Origin of the sequence: Muriicola sp., assembly GCF_041567615.1 — a bacterium.
GTDB lineage: Bacteria > Bacteroidota > Bacteroidia > Flavobacteriales > Flavobacteriaceae > Muriicola.
In genome coordinates this window covers 1-17,834 of record NZ_JBFGBM010000034.1, presented here as the reverse complement: position 1 = coordinate 17,834, position 17,834 = coordinate 1, and the positions used below count along the sequence as shown (strand labels likewise).

The window sequence follows — 17,834 nt, the reverse complement described above, 5'->3', positions numbered from 1 at the left end:
TGTCTATGATAAGAAAATAGAGAAGGACACTCTTAGGTTCCTGCAGGAAAAAATGGAGATCACAGATACGGACAGCGTTATCCCCGGCGGAAGGTATCACAACAGGCGGGACTATATGTCATTTCCCAGCCTCGGGAAGGAGGATTTGATGTACGAGAAGATCAAGCCCCTGGCTATCAGGGGAATCGATCCTGAAGGGAGCTTCCTGGACCAGATCCGCAACAAGGACTATTTGCAGTATGTGCCCTACCACAAATTCTCCTACATCATACGCTTCCTGAGGGAAGCCGCCCTGGACCCCAAGGTCAGGAGCATCAAGATCACATTGTACCGACTTGCTGATAATTCCCAGGTCGTCGCGTCTCTGATAAATGCCGCCAAGAACGGGAAACAGGTCACCGTACAGATCGAACTCAGGGCCCGATTTGATGAAACGGCCAATATCATGTATGCGGAACAACTGCAGGAGGAGGGTGTAAGGCTCATCTTTGGGGTTCCCGGCTTAAAAGTGCACAGCAAAATCTGCCTGATCGAACGGGAGGAAGAAGACCGCATAAAGCGTTATGGACTGATCAGCACAGGGAATTTCAATGAGGCCACCGGAAGGGTATACACGGATTATACCCTCTTTACAGCCAATGAGAAAATCCTCAAAGAGCTGAACCTCGTTTTCGAGTTTTTTGATACGAGTTACAAGATAAACAAGTACAAACACCTGATCGTTTCTCCCCATTACACCAGAAGCGTGTTCCACAACCTCATCGACCAGGAGATCGAGAATGTCAAAAAAGGAAAAGAGGCATACATCAAGATCAAGATGAACAGCCTGACCTCCTACAACATGGTCGACAAATTATATGAGGCCAGCCGGGCAGGAGTAAAGATCAGGTTGATCGTCAGGGGAATTTGCTGCCTCATCCCCGGCATCAAAGGGATGAGTGAAAATATCGAAGCCATCAGTATTGTGGACAAATTCCTGGAACACCCCAGACTTTTCATTTTCGCTAACGCGGGTGACCCTAAGATCTATATCTCTTCTGCCGACTGGATGACCCGTAATATCGAGAACAGGGTAGAGGTGGGATGTCCTATTTACGATCCCGAGATCAGACAGGAACTCATAGATACCTTTGAGATCTCCTGGAAGGACAATGTCAAGGCTCGAAGGTTTAACCGCAACCAGGACAACCGTTATGTACGCAACAACAAGCCCAAACTCAGATCTCAATTTGCGCTTTACGATTATTACGCAAATAAGCTTATCGAAAAGAAAAAGGAGCCAAGAATTTCCATAGCTGAGTGATGTCGAAAAAGCTGGCTGCCTTGCTAAACCTCGAAGTGGAGTTACGCAGTTGCGAACCCATAGAGGAAGAGTATTGTAAGGAAGTGCCGGGCAATTTTCTGAAAAATGCCAGCAGTGGGTTTTGTTCCAAACTGGCTGAGCAACTGGTGAGCCCGGGTGTGACATTACCCTGGATCCTCTCCCTGGTGGGCAGCGGCACGGGCCTTTCCGGGATGCTGGTACCCCTCAAGAACCTCGGGAGCTTGCTTCCCCAACTCATGGTATCCGGCAGCATACGACGATTTCCCAGAAGAAAATACTTTTGGGCTATCCCGGCTTTTGTACAGGCCGTGATGGTCATACTGATGGGACTTTCCCTTATGTACCTGGAGGGAGATAAGGCCGGTATTGCCGTGGTGGTCCTCCTGCTGTTTTTCAGTATGGCCAGTGGGGTTTCATCCGTCGCCTTCAAGGATGTGATGGGTAAGACGATCCCGAAAGGTAAAAGGGGTCGGTTGCTTGCCTGGCGGGCAACGGGAGGAGGTATTCTCACCCTCCTATTCGGTCTTGCCCTGTATTTTTTCCTGAGGTCCTGGGAACCTATGAGCATCATCCTTCTTTTGGTGGGGTGTGCTGCTGCCTTATGGGTGCTCGCAGGCTTGTTTTTCGCCTTGATCAGGGAGGCGCCAGGGGCTACCGATGGGGGAAGGACACCGCTGGAGGAATTCCGAGCGGGATTGCAACACCTCAAAACAGATGGAAATCTGAGAAACTTCGTCATGGCCAGGGCTTTTCTCATGGCTATACCCCTTGCCCAGCCCTTCTTTGTCATCATTGGCAGGGAGACCACCGGCGCCGAACTCTCAGGCCTGGGGATCTTTGTGATTGCTTCCGGGTTAGCAGCCTCGGTCTCCAGTCCATTCTGGGGCCGTTTTGCAGATCGGTCCTCCAGAAAGCTTATGATGGCCATAGCGGTATTCGGAATCATAAACTGCGGACTTGTCCTCGGCTTTATGTACCTCTCGCCGGCGTCTCAAAGTCTCTATCTCTTTGCCCCGCTTATCCTATTGAACATGATGGCCCATGGGGGTGCGAGGTTGAGCAGAAAAACATATCTGACAGACTTTGCACCGGAAAAGGAAAGACCGCTGTACATCGCTCTCTCCAATACTTTTATAGGCTTTTTTACCCTCCTGACAGCCGGGATAGGCTTCATAGCGGAATGGTTCAGTAAGGAAGTGCTCCTGCTCTTTTTCGTCTTGATGTTGCTGATCAGTTTGTTCTGGATCTCCCGTTTGAGGGAGGTCTAGGGCTAACCGTGTATGGTCTCTTTTTTCCCCAGGTCGCTCACAATGGTCGCCTCGTACTCAAGCAGGGCTTTCCATTTGGCATCCACTGCCTCCCGCTGGCCGTATTTTCTGGCAAACTTCAGGAAGAGGGTGTAGTGGCCTGCCTCGCTGACCATCAGGGAGCGATAGAATTCGGCCAGGTCCCTGTCTTTCAATTGTTCTGACAACAATCTGAATCGCTCACAGCTCCTGGCTTCTATCAGGGCTGCGTAGAGCAATCGGTGGACCAGCTGCTCCGTCCTGGATCCGCCTTTGGGGAAGAATTTCTGCAATGCGATCACGTATTCATCCTTTCGGTACCTGCCCAGTGTTTTGCCGCGTGCAAGGATCCTTTCGTGCACCATTTTGAAATGCCCCATCTCCTCCCTTGAGAGCGCGATCATCTCATTGACCAGGTCGGGGTATTCCGGGAAGTTCACAATGAGGGAGATGGCCGTACTGGCGGCCTTCTGTTCACAGTAGGCGTGATCGGTTAGGATCTCGTCTATATTCATTTCCACGATGTTAACCCACCTGGGGTCCGTAGGCAATTTAAGTCCGAGCATAATGGGATGATTTTACAGGCTGTTCAAAAATAAAAAAAAATCTGCGGGTGTGTTCCTTCCTGTGACCGGGAACGCGACGTAAAGGTTTGTTTAAAGGTCCAGATCGAAGGTCTTTCTCAGCAGGTCGATGGCGGGATTCTTTTCCCTGAGTTTTTCGTATTTCTCCTCCGGAGTAAAGGCGTACTTCCTGACTGTCTCTTCATTGACGCTGATGGACAATTCGAGGTAGTGGTTGTTCAGGGCTGATTTCAGATAATTCATGAGGGAAAATTGCTCTCTTTCCACCTCTTTTTTCATGGTGTCGTTCGGCAGCTCAATATGAATGGTGAGGTCCTTTAACACCGGCAGGTCTGCGTTGAGGTTGCTCGCCAGGATCTTTTTGCCTTCCCCGTCTATCTTCTCTATGTACTGTTCCCAGTGTTTTCTTAAGTCTTCCAGGGTCACGGGCTCCCTGGGCAGATCGTCCTCGTCATAGGTCACCTCTATCCTGTTCAGCTCGTGTTTTTTCTTGGCCTGTATGCTCGAGAGGGATAGTCCGGAGACCCTTTTAGCCGGTTTTTTAATGCTGATTTTTGGGGCCACCTCCGTCACCGCAGCTGAGCTTTGTCCGGTGAGACGGTCTTCCAGGGTTTCTTCCTCTGCTATGGGTTTACTTAGGTTCGGCTGAGATATTTTTTCCTCCCTGAACTGCTCTTTTCCGACGCGTTCAGGTGATGATTCATCTCCATTTTGGGCCTTTGCTTTGTGAAAGAAAGAAGCCGGGATGAGCCTGGCTAAAGAGATGAGCCGGTCGTGGGAATCAGGATTTTTTTTTTCACCTGTGAAGGTAAGGGAGGCCAGCTTCATCAGGGTGAGTTCCACTAAAAGCCTGCTGTTCTTGCTGCTTTTGTACTGCAGGTCTGTTTCATTGGTGATCTCCAGGGCTTTGAGTAGGAATTCCTGGGGTGTTTTTTTACTCTGTTCCAAATAAAGGCGCTTGGCGTTGTCCCCTACCTCGAGAAGGGCCACCGTATCCTTGTGTCTGCACACCATGAGATCCCTGAAATGAGAAGCGAGGCCTATGACAAAATGATGCCCTTCAAAACCCTGAGCCAGGATCTTGTTGAACAGTAGCAGTAAATTCGGGATGTCGTTGTCGAGGATCAGATCCGTCACCTCAAAATAGGTGTCGTAATCGAGCACATTGAGGTTCTCAGTCACAGCCTTCCGGGACAGTTCCTTACCTGAGAAGCTGACAACCCTGTCGAAGATGGAAAGGGCATCTCTCAGGGCACCGTCTGCTTTCTGGGCAATGATATGGAGGGCGTCTTCCTCGGCCTCGATCCCTTGTTGTTCTGCTATATATTTCAGGTAGTTTGCAGTGTCACTGACCGTGATCCGCTTAAAATCAAAGATCTGGCACCTCGAAAGTATGGTAGGGATGATCTTGTGTTTTTCTGTGGTCGCCAGGATAAAGATGGCATGTCTGGGGGGTTCTTCCAAAGTTTTCAGGAAGGCGTTGAAGGCCGACTGGGACAGCATGTGTACCTCGTCGATGATATAGACCTTGTATTTGCCCACCTGGGGCGGGATACGCACCTGATCAATAAGGTTTCTGATGTCGTCTACGGAATTGTTGGAGGCCGCATCCAGCTCGAAAATATTGAAGGCGAAGTCCTCATCTTCCTGTTCCGTCCCGTCGCGGTTGATCTGCTTCGCCAGGATCCTCGCGCAGGTGGTTTTTCCAACTCCCCTGGGACCGCAAAAAAGCAGGGCTTGGGCCAGGTGATTGTTCTCTATCGCATTGGTAAGGGTATTGGTAATGGCTTCCTGCCCCACCACATCCTTAAAGGACTGAGGTCTGTATTTACGGGCAGAAACAATGAATGGTTCCATAAAAAGAGATCAATTACCCTATGGGAAAACCTGTTCCCACAAATATAAAGATAGGGATTGGTAACGACCTTCCTTTTCATCGGGTTTCACGAATTTTTATCAACAATTGCCGTATCTTTGCAGTGAGCAGATCACCTTATCGCTCCCCGTTTTATACGGGGGGAGGAAAGTCCGGACACCGGAGTGCAGCATAGCGGGTAACGCCCGTCTTCCCATGAGAATGGGAAAGGACAAGTGCAACAGAAAGCAAGTACAGGTAATGCTGTAGTGAAATCAGGTAAACTCTATGCGGTGAAACGCCATGTATATCAGCATCTGAGGGCGGCACGTCCGAGCTGAAGGGTAGGCGGATAGAATGTGCGGGCAACTGCACATCCAGATAAATGATAAGGGCCCGTCAAGGGAACAGAATCCGGCTTATGATCTGCTTTTTATTTTTCTTCCCTAAAAAAACTAAACCAGCTATTCCCGTATTTCCTCACTTCTGACAAGTGATTCAGGTTGGAAAGGTCTGTCTTTTTTGAATGTTCGAGGATCAGGATTCCTTCCGGCTCCAGGAGATCACGATCAAAGACGAGATCGTGAATTCCCTTCAATTCGGCTTCGGAAAAATCATATGGAGGATCGGCGAGGATGAGATCGAATTTTCCCGTGGCGGTCTGCAGATATTTGATCACATCCATTCTCACTGCACGGATCGGGAAGCCCCACTCGGCCGATTTCTCCTGGATGAACTTCACACAACCGGGATGCTGATCCACACTGGTTATATCACCGCTCCCCCTGGAGCCAAATTCAAAACTGATATTCCCGGTACCGGCAAACAAATCCAGAACCCTGATCTCATCAAAATAGAATCGGTTGCCCAGGATATTGAAAAGGGCTTCTTTGGCCCTGTCGGTGGTAGGCCGGACGGGCAGATTTTTTGGGGGTACGATCTTCCTGCCCCTGTGGGTCCCGGAGATGATCCTCATTTACAATGCATTTATTTCGAGGTAGCTGTGCTGTAATTCAATTCCTTCTCCGGAAAGGTCACCGGGCAGATCCGGCAAATAGAGGGATACGTTTTGTATATATTCCTGGCACAGATCAAAAAGGGCATCTCCTTCCTCAATGGATCCGAATACCCTGAGCTTGGCTTCCGCGGTGTCGAGTTCAAGTTGCTCCATCGCGAACAGGATATAGTAGAGGAAATCCTCTGGTGTCTTGTAAGTGAAGGTATTGTAAAAAACCAGTTTTTTTTGCTGGAGGACGATGAGGTCTAATTCTTCCGGAGTCACGTAGGCAAAGCAAACGGGTTCGTTACTCCCCGCAGTACTCCCCAGGAGGGATTCAATCAAAACGGTACCGTGGTGTTTGAATTCAAAATCCCCGAAAAAATCATAGATAGTATTGTTGATATTGACGAATGGAACGTACACGTTCATAAGGTCGAATGAGGGCATCTCATCGTATTCCAGGAGATCATTGGCCAGGATCTTTGCATTGTATTTGAGGTAGTTAGGCAATTCCTGCGGATCGAAGAGTACCTTGGGTACGAGGCTAAAGAGATCATTCCTGTGAACGACGACTACGTCGGAAAAGGCGTAATCAGTGACTCCCTTCGCTTTGATAAAAGACTTGAGTTCCTTTTCTGCCTCGAAGGGATTAAGCCGTGTCCTGAACCGCTGTGATTCTGCCCTCACGATCTTTTTACCGATGGAGTCCAGAATGCAAAAAGAAAGTCCATTCAGGCTAACCTGAATGGACAAGTGGTAATAATCTTCCAGATTTATATCTTCTCGAGAATCTTTATTGCTCTCCTTTTTTGTCATAAATAGGGGGCCAGTTTCCATTGGTGCTTACCTCAGTGAGTGAGCCAACCTTGATCTCGGATCCGTTAACCTCTTCAACACTGACCTGCGAATTTTCCCTGGCCAGAAGGTCTTTGGGTTGATCGTAAAGAATGATATCTTTTTTCACCTTGACTTCAAATACAGGTGCCCTGTAGCCACTTTTTTCTATGATATCGGCTTTCATTTCAAAGGTTTCCCCGTTTTGACCGAAGGGAACGTTCATCATAGTCTTGTAGCGGTTGTCTCCTTTGAAAAGAGAATCTTTAACGGAAACAAACCCTAGCGTATCGATGATAGTGATCTCTTTGAGAAGGTCGATACCGTAATTCCTGTCAAATTCCATATAAGAGGAATCCCGCTGCTGAGTGATGGTGTATTTTCCTGTGTCGACGAAGGAGACGAGACTCTGGAAATCGTTGGCAAATTTACCGTTTACCGTCTTGTAGGCTTCCTGAGAATTTCGAATGTCCTTCATGACCGAAATAACCTTGGCAAAGCGTTGCTCTTTTACCTTTTTAAACTCTATGGGCCCGGTGACGGATTTGTAGATCAGGTAACCTAAAACAATGCATGCGATCCAAAGGACTATCTGTATGATGGTTTTCATTAGAACTTTTGTTAGTTAGATTTAGCGGTTCCAACAAAACTACAATTTTTTTTTAATCGCAAAAGGGTTTGACCTAGAAAATCCTCTTTATCTTTGAGCTCCTATGGCGACCACCACCACGGCCTCATTTTACGCTTTACTCAGGGAAAAATTTCCGCATAATCCCACCTCCAGGCAGGATATCACCCTGCAACTCCTTTCTGAATTTTTACTGGATCGCAGCCCGGATGCATTATTTCTCCTCAAGGGTTTTGCGGGTACGGGAAAGACCACCATCGTAGGCGATCTGGTAACCAATCTCTGGAACACCAAACTCAAGGCCGTACTAATGGCCCCAACCGGAAGGGCGGCCAAGGTGATGTCCGGATATGCCAAAACCCAGGCATATACAATCCACAGGAAGATTTATTTTCCCAGAAAACAGAAGGGTGGGGGAGTGCAGTTCGTCCTCGCTCCCAACAAGCATCGCAATACTGTCTTTATCGTGGATGAAGCATCCATGATCCCCGATACCCCTGCAGACAGCAAACTTTTTGAGAATGGCTCCCTTCTGGACGACCTTATTCAGTACGTGTATTCGGGACACCATTGTAAACTCATCCTTATCGGGGACACGGCACAGCTACCTCCGGTAAAGCTCACCCTGAGTCCGGCCCTGGACGAGCACCAACTAAAGTCGCGTTACTCCAAGGAGGTCACGTCCATTGAACTCGATGAGGTAGTGCGACAGGTGCAGGATTCGGGTATTCTGGCCAACGCCACCCGTCTTCGGGAAGATCTGGACGCTTCCATCTTTGACAATTTTCGCTTCAACCTGCAACCCTTTGCCGATATCATCCGCCTGGTGGATGGGTACGCGATACAGGACGCCATCGAAGATGCCTATGCATCCCAGGGAAAGGAGGAAACGGCCCTTATCGTGCGTTCGAACAAGCGGGCCAACCTCTACAATGAGAATATCAGGAAGCGCATCCTTTTCCTGGAACACGATCTGGCTCCGGGGGACTACCTCATGGTGGTCAAGAATAACTACTTCTGGCTGAACCCCAAGTCGGCTGCAGGCTTTATCGCCAATGGGGATATCGTAGAAGTGCTCGAGATCTTTGCCTTTAAGGAGTTGTACGGTTTCCGTTTCGCGGAGGTAAAGGTGAGGATGTCTGATTACCCGGAACAGAAGCCTTTTGAGACTGTTTTGCTGCTCGATACCCTGACGGCAGAAACCCCTTCCCTTTCTTATGAGGACGGCAACAGGCTGTATCAGGAAGTGCTCAAGGATTACGCCCAGGAGACATCAAAATACAAGAAGTTCCTGGCCGTCAAGAACAATCCCTTCTTCAATGCCCTGCAGGTAAAATTTTCCTATGCCATCACTTGCCATAAATCCCAGGGAGGGCAGTGGCATACGGTCTTTGTGGAGCAGCCCTATTTACCTTCGGGACCCGACAGGGAGTATTTCCGATGGCTGTATACGGCAGTGACCAGAGCCAGGGAAAAGCTTTATTTAATAGGATTTAAGGACGATTTTTTTCTCACCTGAGAATACGTTAATTTAGAGGATAGATAGGACGCAGATGACCTCAGAGACCATGATCAGTATCTTTTTGGGAGTTGGCCTGGCCGCCTCGGTGGGGTTCCGGGTCTTCCTGCCTCTTTTCGCCCTAAGCCTGGCATCCTATTTTGGCCTGTGGGAGCTCAATGACAGCTGGAGCTGGATAGGGAGTATCCCGGCACTGGTTACCTTGGGGGTGGCCACCCTGGTGGAAGTATTCGCATATTTTATCCCCTATGTGGATAACCTCCTGGACAGTATAGCCCTGCCTCTGGCAACCCTGGCGGGAACTGCCGTGATGGTTGCCACGGTTGCCGATCTGGATCCGGTGGTTACCTGGTCCCTGGCGATCATAGCCGGGGGAGGGACGGCTGCGGCGATCAAAGGGGCTTCAGCAACAGGAAGACTGACCTCAACAACTACTACGGCCGGCCTCGGTAACCCGGTCATATCCTTTATAGAAACGATCACGTCCCTGCTGTTCTCAGTCGTCTCTATCCTGGCACCTGTTATTGCCTCAATTCTCGTTATTCTCCTGCTGATCTTTATCTTTGCGATCTACAGAAAATTGAGGCCAAGGCTGAGTAAAAAATAATACATTCCTTTGCAGACTATGAAGATTATAGCCATGATACCTGCGCGATATGCAGCCTCCCGATTTCCTGGCAAGCTCATGCAGGACCTGGCCGGGAAACCGGTGATCGTCAGGACCTATGAAGCAGCTGTGAATACGCGACTATTTGACGAGGTCTATGTGGTTACGGACAGCAGCCTGATCTATGACACTATCGCCGATTGCGGGGGTAAGGCTATCATGAGCCAAAAAGAGCACGACTGCGGAAGCGACAGGATCGCTGAGGCTGTTCAGGATATGGACATAGATATCGTGGTCAATGTACAGGGCGATGAACCTTTTACGGACCGTGAGAGCCTCTCCGGACTCATAGAGGTATTCAGGCAGGATGGAGAGAGGGAGATCGACCTGGCTTCCCTGATGACAAGGATCACGGAAAAGGAAGATATAGAGAATCCCAATACCGTGAAGGTGATCGTAGACCAACGAAATTTCGCCCTTTATTTTTCGCGTTCGGTGATCCCTTATCCCAGGGCGGTTGATATTTCCCCCGCCTATTACAAGCACAAGGGAGTATATGCCTTCCGGAAACAGGCCGTACTGGATTTCGCACAACTCCCGATGCTTCCTCTGGAGGCTGCGGAGAAGATAGAGGCCATCAGATTTCTGGAATACGGCAAAAAGATCAAAATGGTGGAAACCCGCGTAACCGGTATCGAGATCGATACCCCGGAGGACCTGGCAAAAGCAAAGGAGGCATGGAGATAGATTTGAAAAAGATCAGGGTGATCGGTTTCGATGCCGATGATACCCTTTGGGTGAACGAGACCTATTTCAGGGAGGCAGAAGAAGAATTTACCTCCCTCCTGGAACACTACGAGACCAAGAACAAGATCGATCAGGAGTTGTTCCGGACAGAGATCAATAACCTGGAACTCTACGGATACGGGATCAAGAGTTTTACACTGTCCATGATAGAGTCTGCTCTCGATCTTTCAAATAACCAGGTTTCCCAGACAACCTTATCCAAGATCCTGAATCTGGGTAAAAAGATGATCGCCCGCCCGGTGGAGTTACTGGATGACGTGGAAGAAGTTCTTAGCGTGCTTTCAGAAAAGTACAGGCTTATCGTACTGACCAAAGGCGACCTGCTGGATCAGGAAAGGAAGCTGGAACGCTCCGGGCTCTCGAAGTACTTTCACCATGTGGAGGTCCTGAGCGATAAAAAAGAATTGAATTACAAGAATTTGCTGGATCATCTCGAAATAGAAATTGAAGAATTCCTGATGGTGGGGAACTCACTGAAATCTGATATACTGCCCATCCTGGCCCTTGGGGGCACCGCAGTACATGTTCCCTTCCACACCACCTGGGCCCACGAGGAAGTCGATCCGGAATCACATGATAATAACCACCTGACCCTCAATGGGATCAAGGAACTCCTAAGATATCTCTAGCCCCTTTATGGACGTGAAGAAAAACATAGCAGTGAGCAATTCAAATAAAACTAAGTCGTCTGGCTACAAGAATTTCCCCATGGTACCACGGGTAGTGTTTGGCAGGGGTAGTTTCGATCAGTTAGGCGACATACTGTTGCCCAAAAGGCGAAATGCAGAAGCACCTGTCATCTTTCTGATCGATGAGGTCTTTGAAGGGGATGATCTGGTTACCCGGGTTCCATTGATGTTCAACGACAAGATCATCTTTATCTCTGCCGATGAGGAACCCAAAACCCAGCAGGTAGATGTTCTCGTAACTCGTATCAGGGAAGAATATTCCGAGCTTCCTTCGGGTATTGTCGGGATCGGAGGCGGTACCCTTCTCGATCTGGCGAAAGCCGTCGCCCTGATGCTCACAAACAAAGGGAGTGCTCAGCAATACCAGGGCTGGGACCTGATCGAAAAGCCTGGGGCCTACCATGTGGGGATCCCGACCATAAGCGGGACAGGGGCAGAAGTATCCCGAACGGCCGTCCTGCTGGGGCCCAACAGAAAACTTGGTATCAATTCGGATTTCACGCCTTTTGACCAGGTGATCCTCGACCCCGATCTTACCAAAGGCGTCCCCAGGGACCAGTGGTTCTATACGGGGATGGACTGTTTTATTCACTGTGTGGAGTCCCTCAACGGTACCTACCTCAATGCCTTTAGCCAGAGCTATGGGGAAAAGGCGTTCGACCTGTGCAAGGAGGTTTTTTTAGGCGATCTCCCCGCTGAGGAATCCCGGGACAAGCTCATGATGGCATCCTGGCATGGAGGGATGAGTATTGCCTACTCCCAGGTAGGGGTTGCCCATGCTTTGAGCTATGGCCTCTCCTATGTCCTTGGTGTCAAACACGGGATCGGAAATTGTCTGGTCTTCCAGCACCTGGAGGAATACTACCCGGAAGGGGTGGAGCTGTTTCACAGGATGAGGGACAAGCACCGTATATCCTTACCCACCGGACTCTGCGAGTCGCTATCTGAAACTGAGATGGATACGATGATCGCCGTTTCCCTCAGTATGGAACCCCTTTGGGAAAATGCTCTGGGGGCTTCCTGGCGGGAACGGATCAGCCACAATACCCTCAAGGAAATCTTCCTCAAAATCTGATCCTGTTCCTGCCCGATTTGAACCAACTCCACCTATCTTCGCAACGTTTGGATTATACGTGAAAAAGGGAATATATTTTTTAGAAAGTAAAACATGAGGCACCTGAGTTCATTTATTTTTCACCGCATTTGGGGGTGGAAATTGGTCGGAAACTTCCCGGATGTGTCTAAATGCGTGGTCATTGTTGCACCTCATACAAGTTGGGTCGATTTTATCCTGGGGTTGCTGGTTAGGAGCATTGTAGGGGAGGAGGTCAATTTTATTGGCAAACACACCTTGTTCAAACCGCCTTTTGGCTGGATATTCCGGTGGCTCGGCGGTACTCCGATAGACCGTAGCAAGAATCACGATACCGTAGCATTAACCGCAGAGATATTTAAGAAACGGGAGGTTTTCCGTTTGGCTCTTTCTCCGGAAGGTACCCGGAAAAAGGTAGAGAAGTGGAAGACGGGTTTTTATTTTATCGCGAAGTCGGCCCAGGTGCCCATAGTAATGGTAGCCCTTGATTACGGTAAAAAAGAAGTGAAAATTTCAGATCCGGTCTTTCCTACCGATCATAAGGAAGAAGACTTTAATAGGTATATGAAATTCTTCGAGGGGGTAATGGGTAAGATCCCCGAATACGGTTTTTAATACAGGCCCCTGTCAGAAGTTTTCAACCTAAAACAGGGGCATCAGGGGTTATTCCGGACGGGGGGCTGCGGAGTGCGCATCCTTGACTTAATCCCGCACAAAAGTTACAAATATACAGGCTTCCTCATCGATCTCATCCCCGTCAAAATCCCATTCGGCTACGGGGGTGCCTGAGTTAAGTGTAAATCTGGTTCCGGTAAAGGTATCCCCGAAATAAGTGGGGTCATCCGGGTCGTCATCGTCAAATTGGATGGCGAAAAATTCCCCGTCTTCAAAGTAGATTGTTCCGGACACAGTTTCAGGGAAGGTCTGTCCGTCAAACATAATTATGATATTCAGGGTGAATCTGCCGTTTGATTGAACGGTCATTGTGGCACTACCACCTGCCGCGATCACATCGTAACTACTTGGATCCGGAATGCTTCCCGTTCCGCAGAAGGTCATTGTGTATTCCGATGCATCCCAGGTGCCCTGCAATTCGCTGACACAGTAGTTAGGACCGCAATCTGATTTGACATCACCATTCTCATCCGAGGAGCAGGAAAGTATCAGAAATGAGAACAATATGGGGGCTAATAATAAGATTTTACCAAGTGTTTTCATGGCGTCTGATTTAAAGAGTGAATAATTCCGTTCTTTAAAGGTACATCCGGGATAATCCACCTGCAATGATATATATCATACCAGGGCAGAAAAGCACAAAAATATTTACTCCAGGATGGGTGAGAAGCCTTGATCAGGTCGGGTTCTCAGAAAGGGAAGGCTAGGAATGGGGCGTCTTTTGCTATTCCTTCATCGTGTGATAGACGTTCTGTACATCGTCATCCTCTTCGATCTTTTCGAGAAGTTTTTCTACGTCTTCCGCTTCTTCAGGAGTGAGTTCCTTGGTGACCTGGGGAATGCGCTCAAAGCCCGAGGAGAGGATCTCTATCCCCCTTGCCTCCAGTTCTTTCTGTATGGACCCGAAACTCTCAAAAGGGGCGTAGATCATGATACCGTCCTCATCCTCGAAGACCTCTTCCGCCCCAAAGTCGATCATATCGAGTTCCAGTTCCTCGGGATCCAGATCTCCCGGATCTATCCTGAAATGACAGGTATGGTCGAACATGAATTCCACGGATCCGGAGACTCCCAGGCTGCCGTTACACTTGTTGAAATAGCTTCGAATATTCGCCACAGTCCGCGTGTTGTTATCCGTGGCTGTTTCGATAAGGATGGCGATCCCGTGGGGAGCGTAGCCTTCAAAAAGCACTTCCTTGTAATCGCCCTGGGATTTGTCCGTGGCCCTTTTGATGGCCCTTTCGATATTGTCCTTGGGCATGTTGACGGACTTCGCATTCTGGATCACGGCACGCAGTCGGGAATTCGAATCGGGGTCGGGTCCTCCTTCTTTCACCGCCATGACGATGTCTTTCCCGATTCGGGTAAAGGCCTTTGACATGGCTGACCAACGTTTTAACTTGCGCGCTTTTCGGAATTCAAATGCTCTTCCCATAGGATAAAAACTCTGTAAAAAACCGGGGCAAATGTAATGATTTTTATAGGTATCTCAAGGAGGTGAGATCACCGGAATCACTCGCTCTCGATGATATTCTCAATGGCTTTTGCCAGGGTGAAATCCTTCTCTGTAACCCCACCTGCATCATGGGTGTTCAGGCGGATGTGGAGGGAATTATACACATTGCTCCAGTCTGGGTGATGATTCTGGGCCTCGCATTCAAAGGCGATGCGGGTCATGACCGTGAAGGCCTCCTTGAAGTTTTTAAATTCCAGAGAGGTTTCGATTGCGTTGTCGTTGAATTCCCATCCATCGAGTGACTGCAGTCTTTTTTCGATGTCAGCGGGCTGTAGCTTTTCCATGGTTTTGATTTTATTTAATTCGACGAATCGCCTCTCTTGCCCAAAGAGGGATCACCTCTAAGATACGAGTAAAAACCTATACAGGGAAAGGTTCACAGGATGCTCATTATCCCATAACGTGATGGTCAATGATCTCCTGGCAGGTAAAGCGCAAGTTCTTCGGGAGGAGATTGTCCTTGGGCAGCACCGCCAGGTAGCGTTCTTCGTTTGTGGTGAAGACCCTTTTGAAGATGGGGTTAAAACTACCGACCCGATCTATGATATCCCTCAGGAAATCCTCGTGGTGCACTAGGTCCGTACTACCCAGGTGAAAGATCCCGGTTTTATTCCGGTTGACGAGATAATGAACCTGCTGGCTGAGCTTGTTGTCATCCGTCACGTTGATGATGAGGTTGGGAAAGACCTCTATGGGCTCATTGTTCCAAATGGCCTGTTTGATCTCCCTGATGCGGGGTGAGGTATTGCCAAAGACCATCGGCAATCTCAGGATGCCAGCTTTCTTCCTGGGGAGCCTCAGCAACATATTCTCTATCTTGATCTTCAGTCTCCCGTAAATGCTTTCAGAGAGGGTCTTGTCGTATTCGTAGGATGGGAATTTGCTGTAGGCGTCAAAAACGTTGGCCGAAGAGAGGAAGTACATCCGGCAGGAGTGTTTGGCCACGTATTCCACCAGGTGTTCATGAGCCTGCACCTGGGCCGGGAAATCCCCTCGGAGTGCTGAGATCACAATATTGGGACGTACCCTCTCCAGAAGCTGGTATACATCGTCCTCCTGCATATCGTACTGGAAGAATTGCTTGTTGGCGGCGTACCCGTTCCTGGATGAGAAATAGGTGCCATAGGTATCGTAGTAATTGCAGAGCTCCCTGTAAAGCGCATTCCCTATGAATCCGCTTGCACCTAAGATCAGTATTTTCTTCGAGTCTTCTTGCACCGTTCCTTCCTGCTTCCCGCTACCCTCTCAGCCCTTGTAAAAAGGTAATTTAACGATTGTGGCCTCCATGGCATTTTTCCGGATCTGTATCCTGATCTCTGAACCCACAGGGGCGTGGTCGATGGGCGCATACCCAAGGCCTATTCCTTTTCCCAGAGAAGGGGACATGGTTCCGGAGGTCACCTGCCCGATCTCATTTCCCGCCGAATCGAGGATGGGGTATCCCTGTCTCGGGATCCCGCGATCCTTTAATTCAAAGGCCACCAGCTTCCTTTTGATGCCTTCTTTTTTCTGTTGTTCGAGCCCTTCCTTATTGACAAAATCCTCTTTGGTGAATTTGGTGATCCATCCGAGTCCGGCTTCCAGGGGTGAGGTGGTTTCATCGATATCGTTGCCATAGAGGCAGTACCCCATTTCAAGGCGGAGCGTATCCCTGGCGGCCAATCCGATAGGTTTTATCCCGTATTCTTTTCCCGCTTCCATGACCTTTTCCCAAACCTGTTTCACCTCCTCGTTCTTGCAATAAATCTCAAAACCACCAGATCCGGTATAACCGGTTGCGGAGATGATCACATGGGGGATACCTGCAAAGTCATCGACCACAAAGGTGTAGAATTTGATGGCCGACAGGTCTACGGAGGTCAGCGACTGCATAGCCTCCACTGCCTTGGGCCCCTGTATGGCCAGCAGGGAATAGTCGTCAGAGATATTCCTCATCACGGCACCTATCTCCCCGTTGTACTTAGAAATGTGATCCCAGTCTTTCTGGATATTTGAGGCATTGACCACCAGGAGGTACGTCTCCTCCTTGACCCGGTACACGATGAGGTCGTCCACGATCCCTCCTGTCTCATTCGGCATACAACTGTATTGAGCCATCCCTACTTCCAGTTTGGAAGCGTCATTGGAAGTGACCTTCTGGACAAGCTCAAGAGCCTTGGGGCCTTCAACCAGGAATTCCCCCATATGGGAGACGTCAAAGACACCCACTCCCTTTCGGACGGTCTCGTGTTCTACAGTAACCCCTTCGTAAGATACAGGCATGGAATATCCGGCAAAAGGGACCATTTTTGCCCCCAGGGAAACATGGATGTCATTCAGCGTAATGGTCTTCATGATGCGCCTTTTTTAATGTGGCGCAAAGGTATTGAAAATTAGTCTTGACCACTTTCCGGGAAGAAAGTTTTAACCATTTTTTTGAGAAGGGAGAAGGTTTAAGACATCAGAAAATCCCGGAGCTCCTCATAGGCCTGAATAGGGATGGAAACCTTTTCCCTGTTCATAACCTCCCTAATCTGCCTGGGAAGGGGAATTTCTATGTTCAGGGTAGACCGCACCACATCCAGAAATTTTACCGGATGCGCGGTTTCCAAAAAAATCCCATCGGTCTCAGGGTGCGTTTCCATGTACTTTTTCAGTCCCAGGTAACCCACTGCTCCGTGGGGGTCTGCGACGTATTCGTACTGCTGGTATAGACGCGTCATTGCCGCCCTGGTCTCGGGGTCGGTAAAGGCATAGGAACTGAGATTTTGTTGCAGGTGCGAAAAGTCGCCACCATAGAGTTCCAGGATCCTGACAAAATTACTGGGATCCCCTACATCCATGGCATTGGAGATGGTCGCCGTAGACGGGTGGGGTTCGTACTGAGATGTCTGCATGAACCTGGGGACCGTATCGTTTACGTTGGTGGAGGCAATAAAATGGCCGACCGGTAATCCCATTTGCTGGGCCATCATACCTGCGCAGATATTACCGAAATTTCCACTGGGTACGGAAAAGACCAGATTTCTATCTGAGTCCGGCTTTTGCCTGTATGCGAGTAAATAATACAGCATTTGTGGCAGCCATCGCGCTACGTTGATGGAATTGGCCGAGGTAAGCTGTAGGGATTCCGAGAGAGCTTCATCGACAAAGGCTTTTTTTACCATGCGCTGGCAGTCGTCGAAAGTGCCTTTTACCCTCAGGGCCTTTATATTCCGGCCCAAAGTGGTGAGCTGCCGCTCCTGTATGTCGCTAACTTTTTGATCGGGATAGAGGATCACGACATTCACCCCGGGTACACCCAAGAAGCCTTTGGCTACGGCACCGCCGGTATCCCCTGAAGTGGCTACGAGTACGGTCACTTCCCGGTCGGAGTTTCTGGAAAAATATCCCAGGCTGAGTGCCATGAACCGGGCACCCACATCCTTGAAGGCCATG

At 49.3% G+C, this 17,834-nt stretch carries 19 protein-coding genes and 1 other RNA gene; 9 read left to right on the top strand and 11 right to left on the bottom strand.

The annotated features are described in order from the left end of the window. Positions 1 to 1,303, top strand: a 1,303-nt coding sequence (gene ppk1, locus ABYP73_RS03955) for a polyphosphate kinase 1 (protein WP_372973504.1), incomplete at its 5' end; no start/stop codon positions are given. Continuing rightward, complete coding sequence (locus ABYP73_RS03950; protein WP_372945030.1) at positions 1,303 to 2,592, top strand: MFS transporter; 1,290 nt, start codon at positions 1,303 to 1,305, stop codon at positions 2,590 to 2,592. The genes ppk1 and ABYP73_RS03950, both read left to right, overlap by 1 nt. 2 nt (positions 2,593 to 2,594) lie before the next feature. On the opposite strand, the gene ABYP73_RS03945 is transcribed toward ABYP73_RS03950, so the two are convergent. Together ABYP73_RS03945 and ABYP73_RS03940 are read right to left on the bottom strand one after the other, a co-directional pair. After that, positions 2,595 to 3,176: a tRNA-(ms[2]io[6]A)-hydroxylase gene (locus ABYP73_RS03945; protein WP_372945029.1), complete on the bottom strand. Its 582-nt coding sequence runs from the start codon at positions 3,174 to 3,176 to the stop codon at positions 2,595 to 2,597. 90 nt (positions 3,177 to 3,266) lie between these two features. Next, complete coding sequence (locus tag ABYP73_RS03940) at positions 3,267 to 5,051, bottom strand: DNA polymerase III subunit gamma/tau (protein WP_372973503.1); 1,785 nt, start codon at positions 5,049 to 5,051, stop codon at positions 3,267 to 3,269. Between the two features lie 123 nt (positions 5,052 to 5,174). On the opposite strand from ABYP73_RS03940, the gene rnpB reads away from it, so the two are divergent. Further along, an RNA gene (gene rnpB / locus ABYP73_RS03935) (RNase P RNA component class A) lies at positions 5,175 to 5,486 on the top strand. Here rnpB and ABYP73_RS03930 read toward each other — a convergent pair. From ABYP73_RS03930 to ABYP73_RS03920, 3 genes are read right to left on the bottom strand one after another with little or no spacing between them, the layout of a single operon-like run. Continuing rightward, the gene (locus tag ABYP73_RS03930; protein WP_372945027.1) at positions 5,483 to 6,025 is read right to left on the bottom strand and encodes an RsmD family RNA methyltransferase; all 543 of its coding nucleotides are present in this window, start codon (positions 6,023 to 6,025) and stop codon (positions 5,483 to 5,485) included. The two genes, rnpB and ABYP73_RS03930, sit on opposite strands and share 4 nt — an antisense overlap. Then, positions 6,026 to 6,865: a DUF3822 family protein gene (locus ABYP73_RS03925; protein ID WP_372973502.1), complete on the bottom strand. Its 840-nt coding sequence runs from the start codon at positions 6,863 to 6,865 to the stop codon at positions 6,026 to 6,028. It abuts the gene before it with no gap. Beyond that, complete coding sequence (locus ABYP73_RS03920; protein WP_372973501.1) at positions 6,843 to 7,493, bottom strand: hypothetical protein; 651 nt, start codon at positions 7,491 to 7,493, stop codon at positions 6,843 to 6,845. The genes ABYP73_RS03925 and ABYP73_RS03920 overlap by 23 nt, the downstream gene beginning before the upstream one ends. Positions 7,494 to 7,596: 103 nt before the next feature. On the opposite strand from ABYP73_RS03920, the gene ABYP73_RS03915 reads away from it, so the two are divergent. From ABYP73_RS03915 to ABYP73_RS03890, 6 genes are all read left to right on the top strand, one after another. Further along, the gene (locus ABYP73_RS03915; protein ID WP_372973500.1) at positions 7,597 to 9,030 is read left to right on the top strand and encodes an ATP-dependent RecD-like DNA helicase; all 1,434 of its coding nucleotides are present in this window, start codon (positions 7,597 to 7,599) and stop codon (positions 9,028 to 9,030) included. A 34-nt stretch (positions 9,031 to 9,064) separates the two neighbouring features. Continuing rightward, complete coding sequence (locus ABYP73_RS03910) at positions 9,065 to 9,637, top strand: DUF4126 domain-containing protein (protein ID WP_372945023.1); 573 nt, start codon at positions 9,065 to 9,067, stop codon at positions 9,635 to 9,637. A gap of 18 nt (positions 9,638 to 9,655) precedes the next feature. Then, positions 9,656 to 10,384 (top strand): 3-deoxy-manno-octulosonate cytidylyltransferase, encoded by a 729-nt coding sequence (kdsB, locus tag ABYP73_RS03905; protein WP_372945022.1) that lies wholly within the window; start codon positions 9,656 to 9,658, stop codon positions 10,382 to 10,384. Further along, entirely contained in the window at positions 10,375 to 11,073 is a 699-nt protein-coding gene (locus tag ABYP73_RS03900) for an HAD family hydrolase (protein ID WP_372973499.1), read from the top strand. The genes kdsB and ABYP73_RS03900 overlap by 10 nt, the downstream gene beginning before the upstream one ends. Positions 11,074 to 11,152: 79 nt before the next feature. Then, positions 11,153 to 12,208 (top strand): iron-containing alcohol dehydrogenase family protein, encoded by a 1,056-nt coding sequence (locus ABYP73_RS03895; RefSeq protein WP_372973498.1) that lies wholly within the window; start codon positions 11,153 to 11,155, stop codon positions 12,206 to 12,208. A 93-nt stretch (positions 12,209 to 12,301) separates the two neighbouring features. Further along, entirely contained in the window at positions 12,302 to 12,841 is a 540-nt protein-coding gene (locus tag ABYP73_RS03890) for a 1-acyl-sn-glycerol-3-phosphate acyltransferase (protein ID WP_372973497.1), read from the top strand. Between the two features lie 87 nt (positions 12,842 to 12,928). Here the strand turns inward: ABYP73_RS03890 and ABYP73_RS03885 are convergent, their stop codons facing one another. From ABYP73_RS03885 to thrC, 6 genes are all read right to left on the bottom strand, one after another. Beyond that, on the bottom strand, positions 12,929 to 13,444 hold the full coding sequence (locus ABYP73_RS03885) for a hypothetical protein (protein ID WP_372973496.1): 516 nt from the start codon (positions 13,442 to 13,444) through the stop codon (positions 12,929 to 12,931). Positions 13,445 to 13,625: 181 nt separating this feature from the next. Next, the gene (locus ABYP73_RS03880) at positions 13,626 to 14,336 is read right to left on the bottom strand and encodes a YebC/PmpR family DNA-binding transcriptional regulator (protein ID WP_372944875.1); all 711 of its coding nucleotides are present in this window, start codon (positions 14,334 to 14,336) and stop codon (positions 13,626 to 13,628) included. A gap of 77 nt (positions 14,337 to 14,413) precedes the next feature. Then, positions 14,414 to 14,701, bottom strand: coding sequence for a 4a-hydroxytetrahydrobiopterin dehydratase (locus ABYP73_RS03875; RefSeq protein ID WP_372944876.1), 288 nt, complete (start codon positions 14,699 to 14,701; stop codon positions 14,414 to 14,416). Positions 14,702 to 14,807: 106 nt separating this feature from the next. Beyond that, the gene (locus ABYP73_RS03870; RefSeq protein ID WP_372973495.1) at positions 14,808 to 15,635 is read right to left on the bottom strand and encodes a sugar nucleotide-binding protein; all 828 of its coding nucleotides are present in this window, start codon (positions 15,633 to 15,635) and stop codon (positions 14,808 to 14,810) included. Between the two features lie 27 nt (positions 15,636 to 15,662). Further along, positions 15,663 to 16,751 carry a glycine cleavage system aminomethyltransferase GcvT gene (gene gcvT, locus ABYP73_RS03865; protein ID WP_372973494.1) on the bottom strand — a complete coding sequence of 363 codons (1,089 nt, stop codon included), beginning with the start codon at positions 16,749 to 16,751 and terminating at the stop codon, positions 15,663 to 15,665. Positions 16,752 to 16,849: 98 nt separating this feature from the next. Further along, a partial coding sequence (gene thrC / locus ABYP73_RS03860; protein ID WP_372973493.1) for a threonine synthase occupies positions 16,850 to 17,834 on the bottom strand: 985 nt, incomplete at its 5' end.

Coding starts and splice junctions, on each gene's coding strand:
- ABYP73_RS03880 (WP_372944875.1), bottom strand. CDS start 14,336: ATGGGAAGAGCATTTGAATTCCGAAAAGCGCGCAAGTTAAAACGTTGG.
- ABYP73_RS03950 (WP_372945030.1), top strand. CDS start 1,303: ATGTCGAAAAAGCTGGCTGCCTTGCTAAACCTCGAAGTGGAGTTACGC.
- ABYP73_RS03910 (WP_372945023.1), top strand. CDS start 9,065: ATGACCTCAGAGACCATGATCAGTATCTTTTTGGGAGTTGGCCTGGCC.
- ABYP73_RS03945 (WP_372945029.1), bottom strand. CDS start 3,176: ATGCTCGGACTTAAATTGCCTACGGACCCCAGGTGGGTTAACATCGTG.
- kdsB (WP_372945022.1), top strand. CDS start 9,656: ATGAAGATTATAGCCATGATACCTGCGCGATATGCAGCCTCCCGATTT.
- ABYP73_RS03890 (WP_372973497.1), top strand. CDS start 12,302: ATGAGGCACCTGAGTTCATTTATTTTTCACCGCATTTGGGGGTGGAAA.
- ABYP73_RS03940 (WP_372973503.1), bottom strand. CDS start 5,051: ATGGAACCATTCATTGTTTCTGCCCGTAAATACAGACCTCAGTCCTTT.
- ABYP73_RS03885 (WP_372973496.1), bottom strand. CDS start 13,444: ATGAAAACACTTGGTAAAATCTTATTATTAGCCCCCATATTGTTCTCA.
- ABYP73_RS03895 (WP_372973498.1), top strand. CDS start 11,153: ATGGTACCACGGGTAGTGTTTGGCAGGGGTAGTTTCGATCAGTTAGGC.
- ABYP73_RS03875 (WP_372944876.1), bottom strand. CDS start 14,701: ATGGAAAAGCTACAGCCCGCTGACATCGAAAAAAGACTGCAGTCACTC.
- ABYP73_RS03920 (WP_372973501.1), bottom strand. CDS start 7,493: ATGAAAACCATCATACAGATAGTCCTTTGGATCGCATGCATTGTTTTA.
- ABYP73_RS03900 (WP_372973499.1), top strand. CDS start 10,375: ATGGAGATAGATTTGAAAAAGATCAGGGTGATCGGTTTCGATGCCGAT.
- gcvT (WP_372973494.1), bottom strand. CDS start 16,751: ATGAAGACCATTACGCTGAATGACATCCATGTTTCCCTGGGGGCAAAA.
- ABYP73_RS03925 (WP_372973502.1), bottom strand. CDS start 6,865: ATGACAAAAAAGGAGAGCAATAAAGATTCTCGAGAAGATATAAATCTG.
- ABYP73_RS03915 (WP_372973500.1), top strand. CDS start 7,597: ATGGCGACCACCACCACGGCCTCATTTTACGCTTTACTCAGGGAAAAA.
- ABYP73_RS03930 (WP_372945027.1), bottom strand. CDS start 6,025: ATGAGGATCATCTCCGGGACCCACAGGGGCAGGAAGATCGTACCCCCA.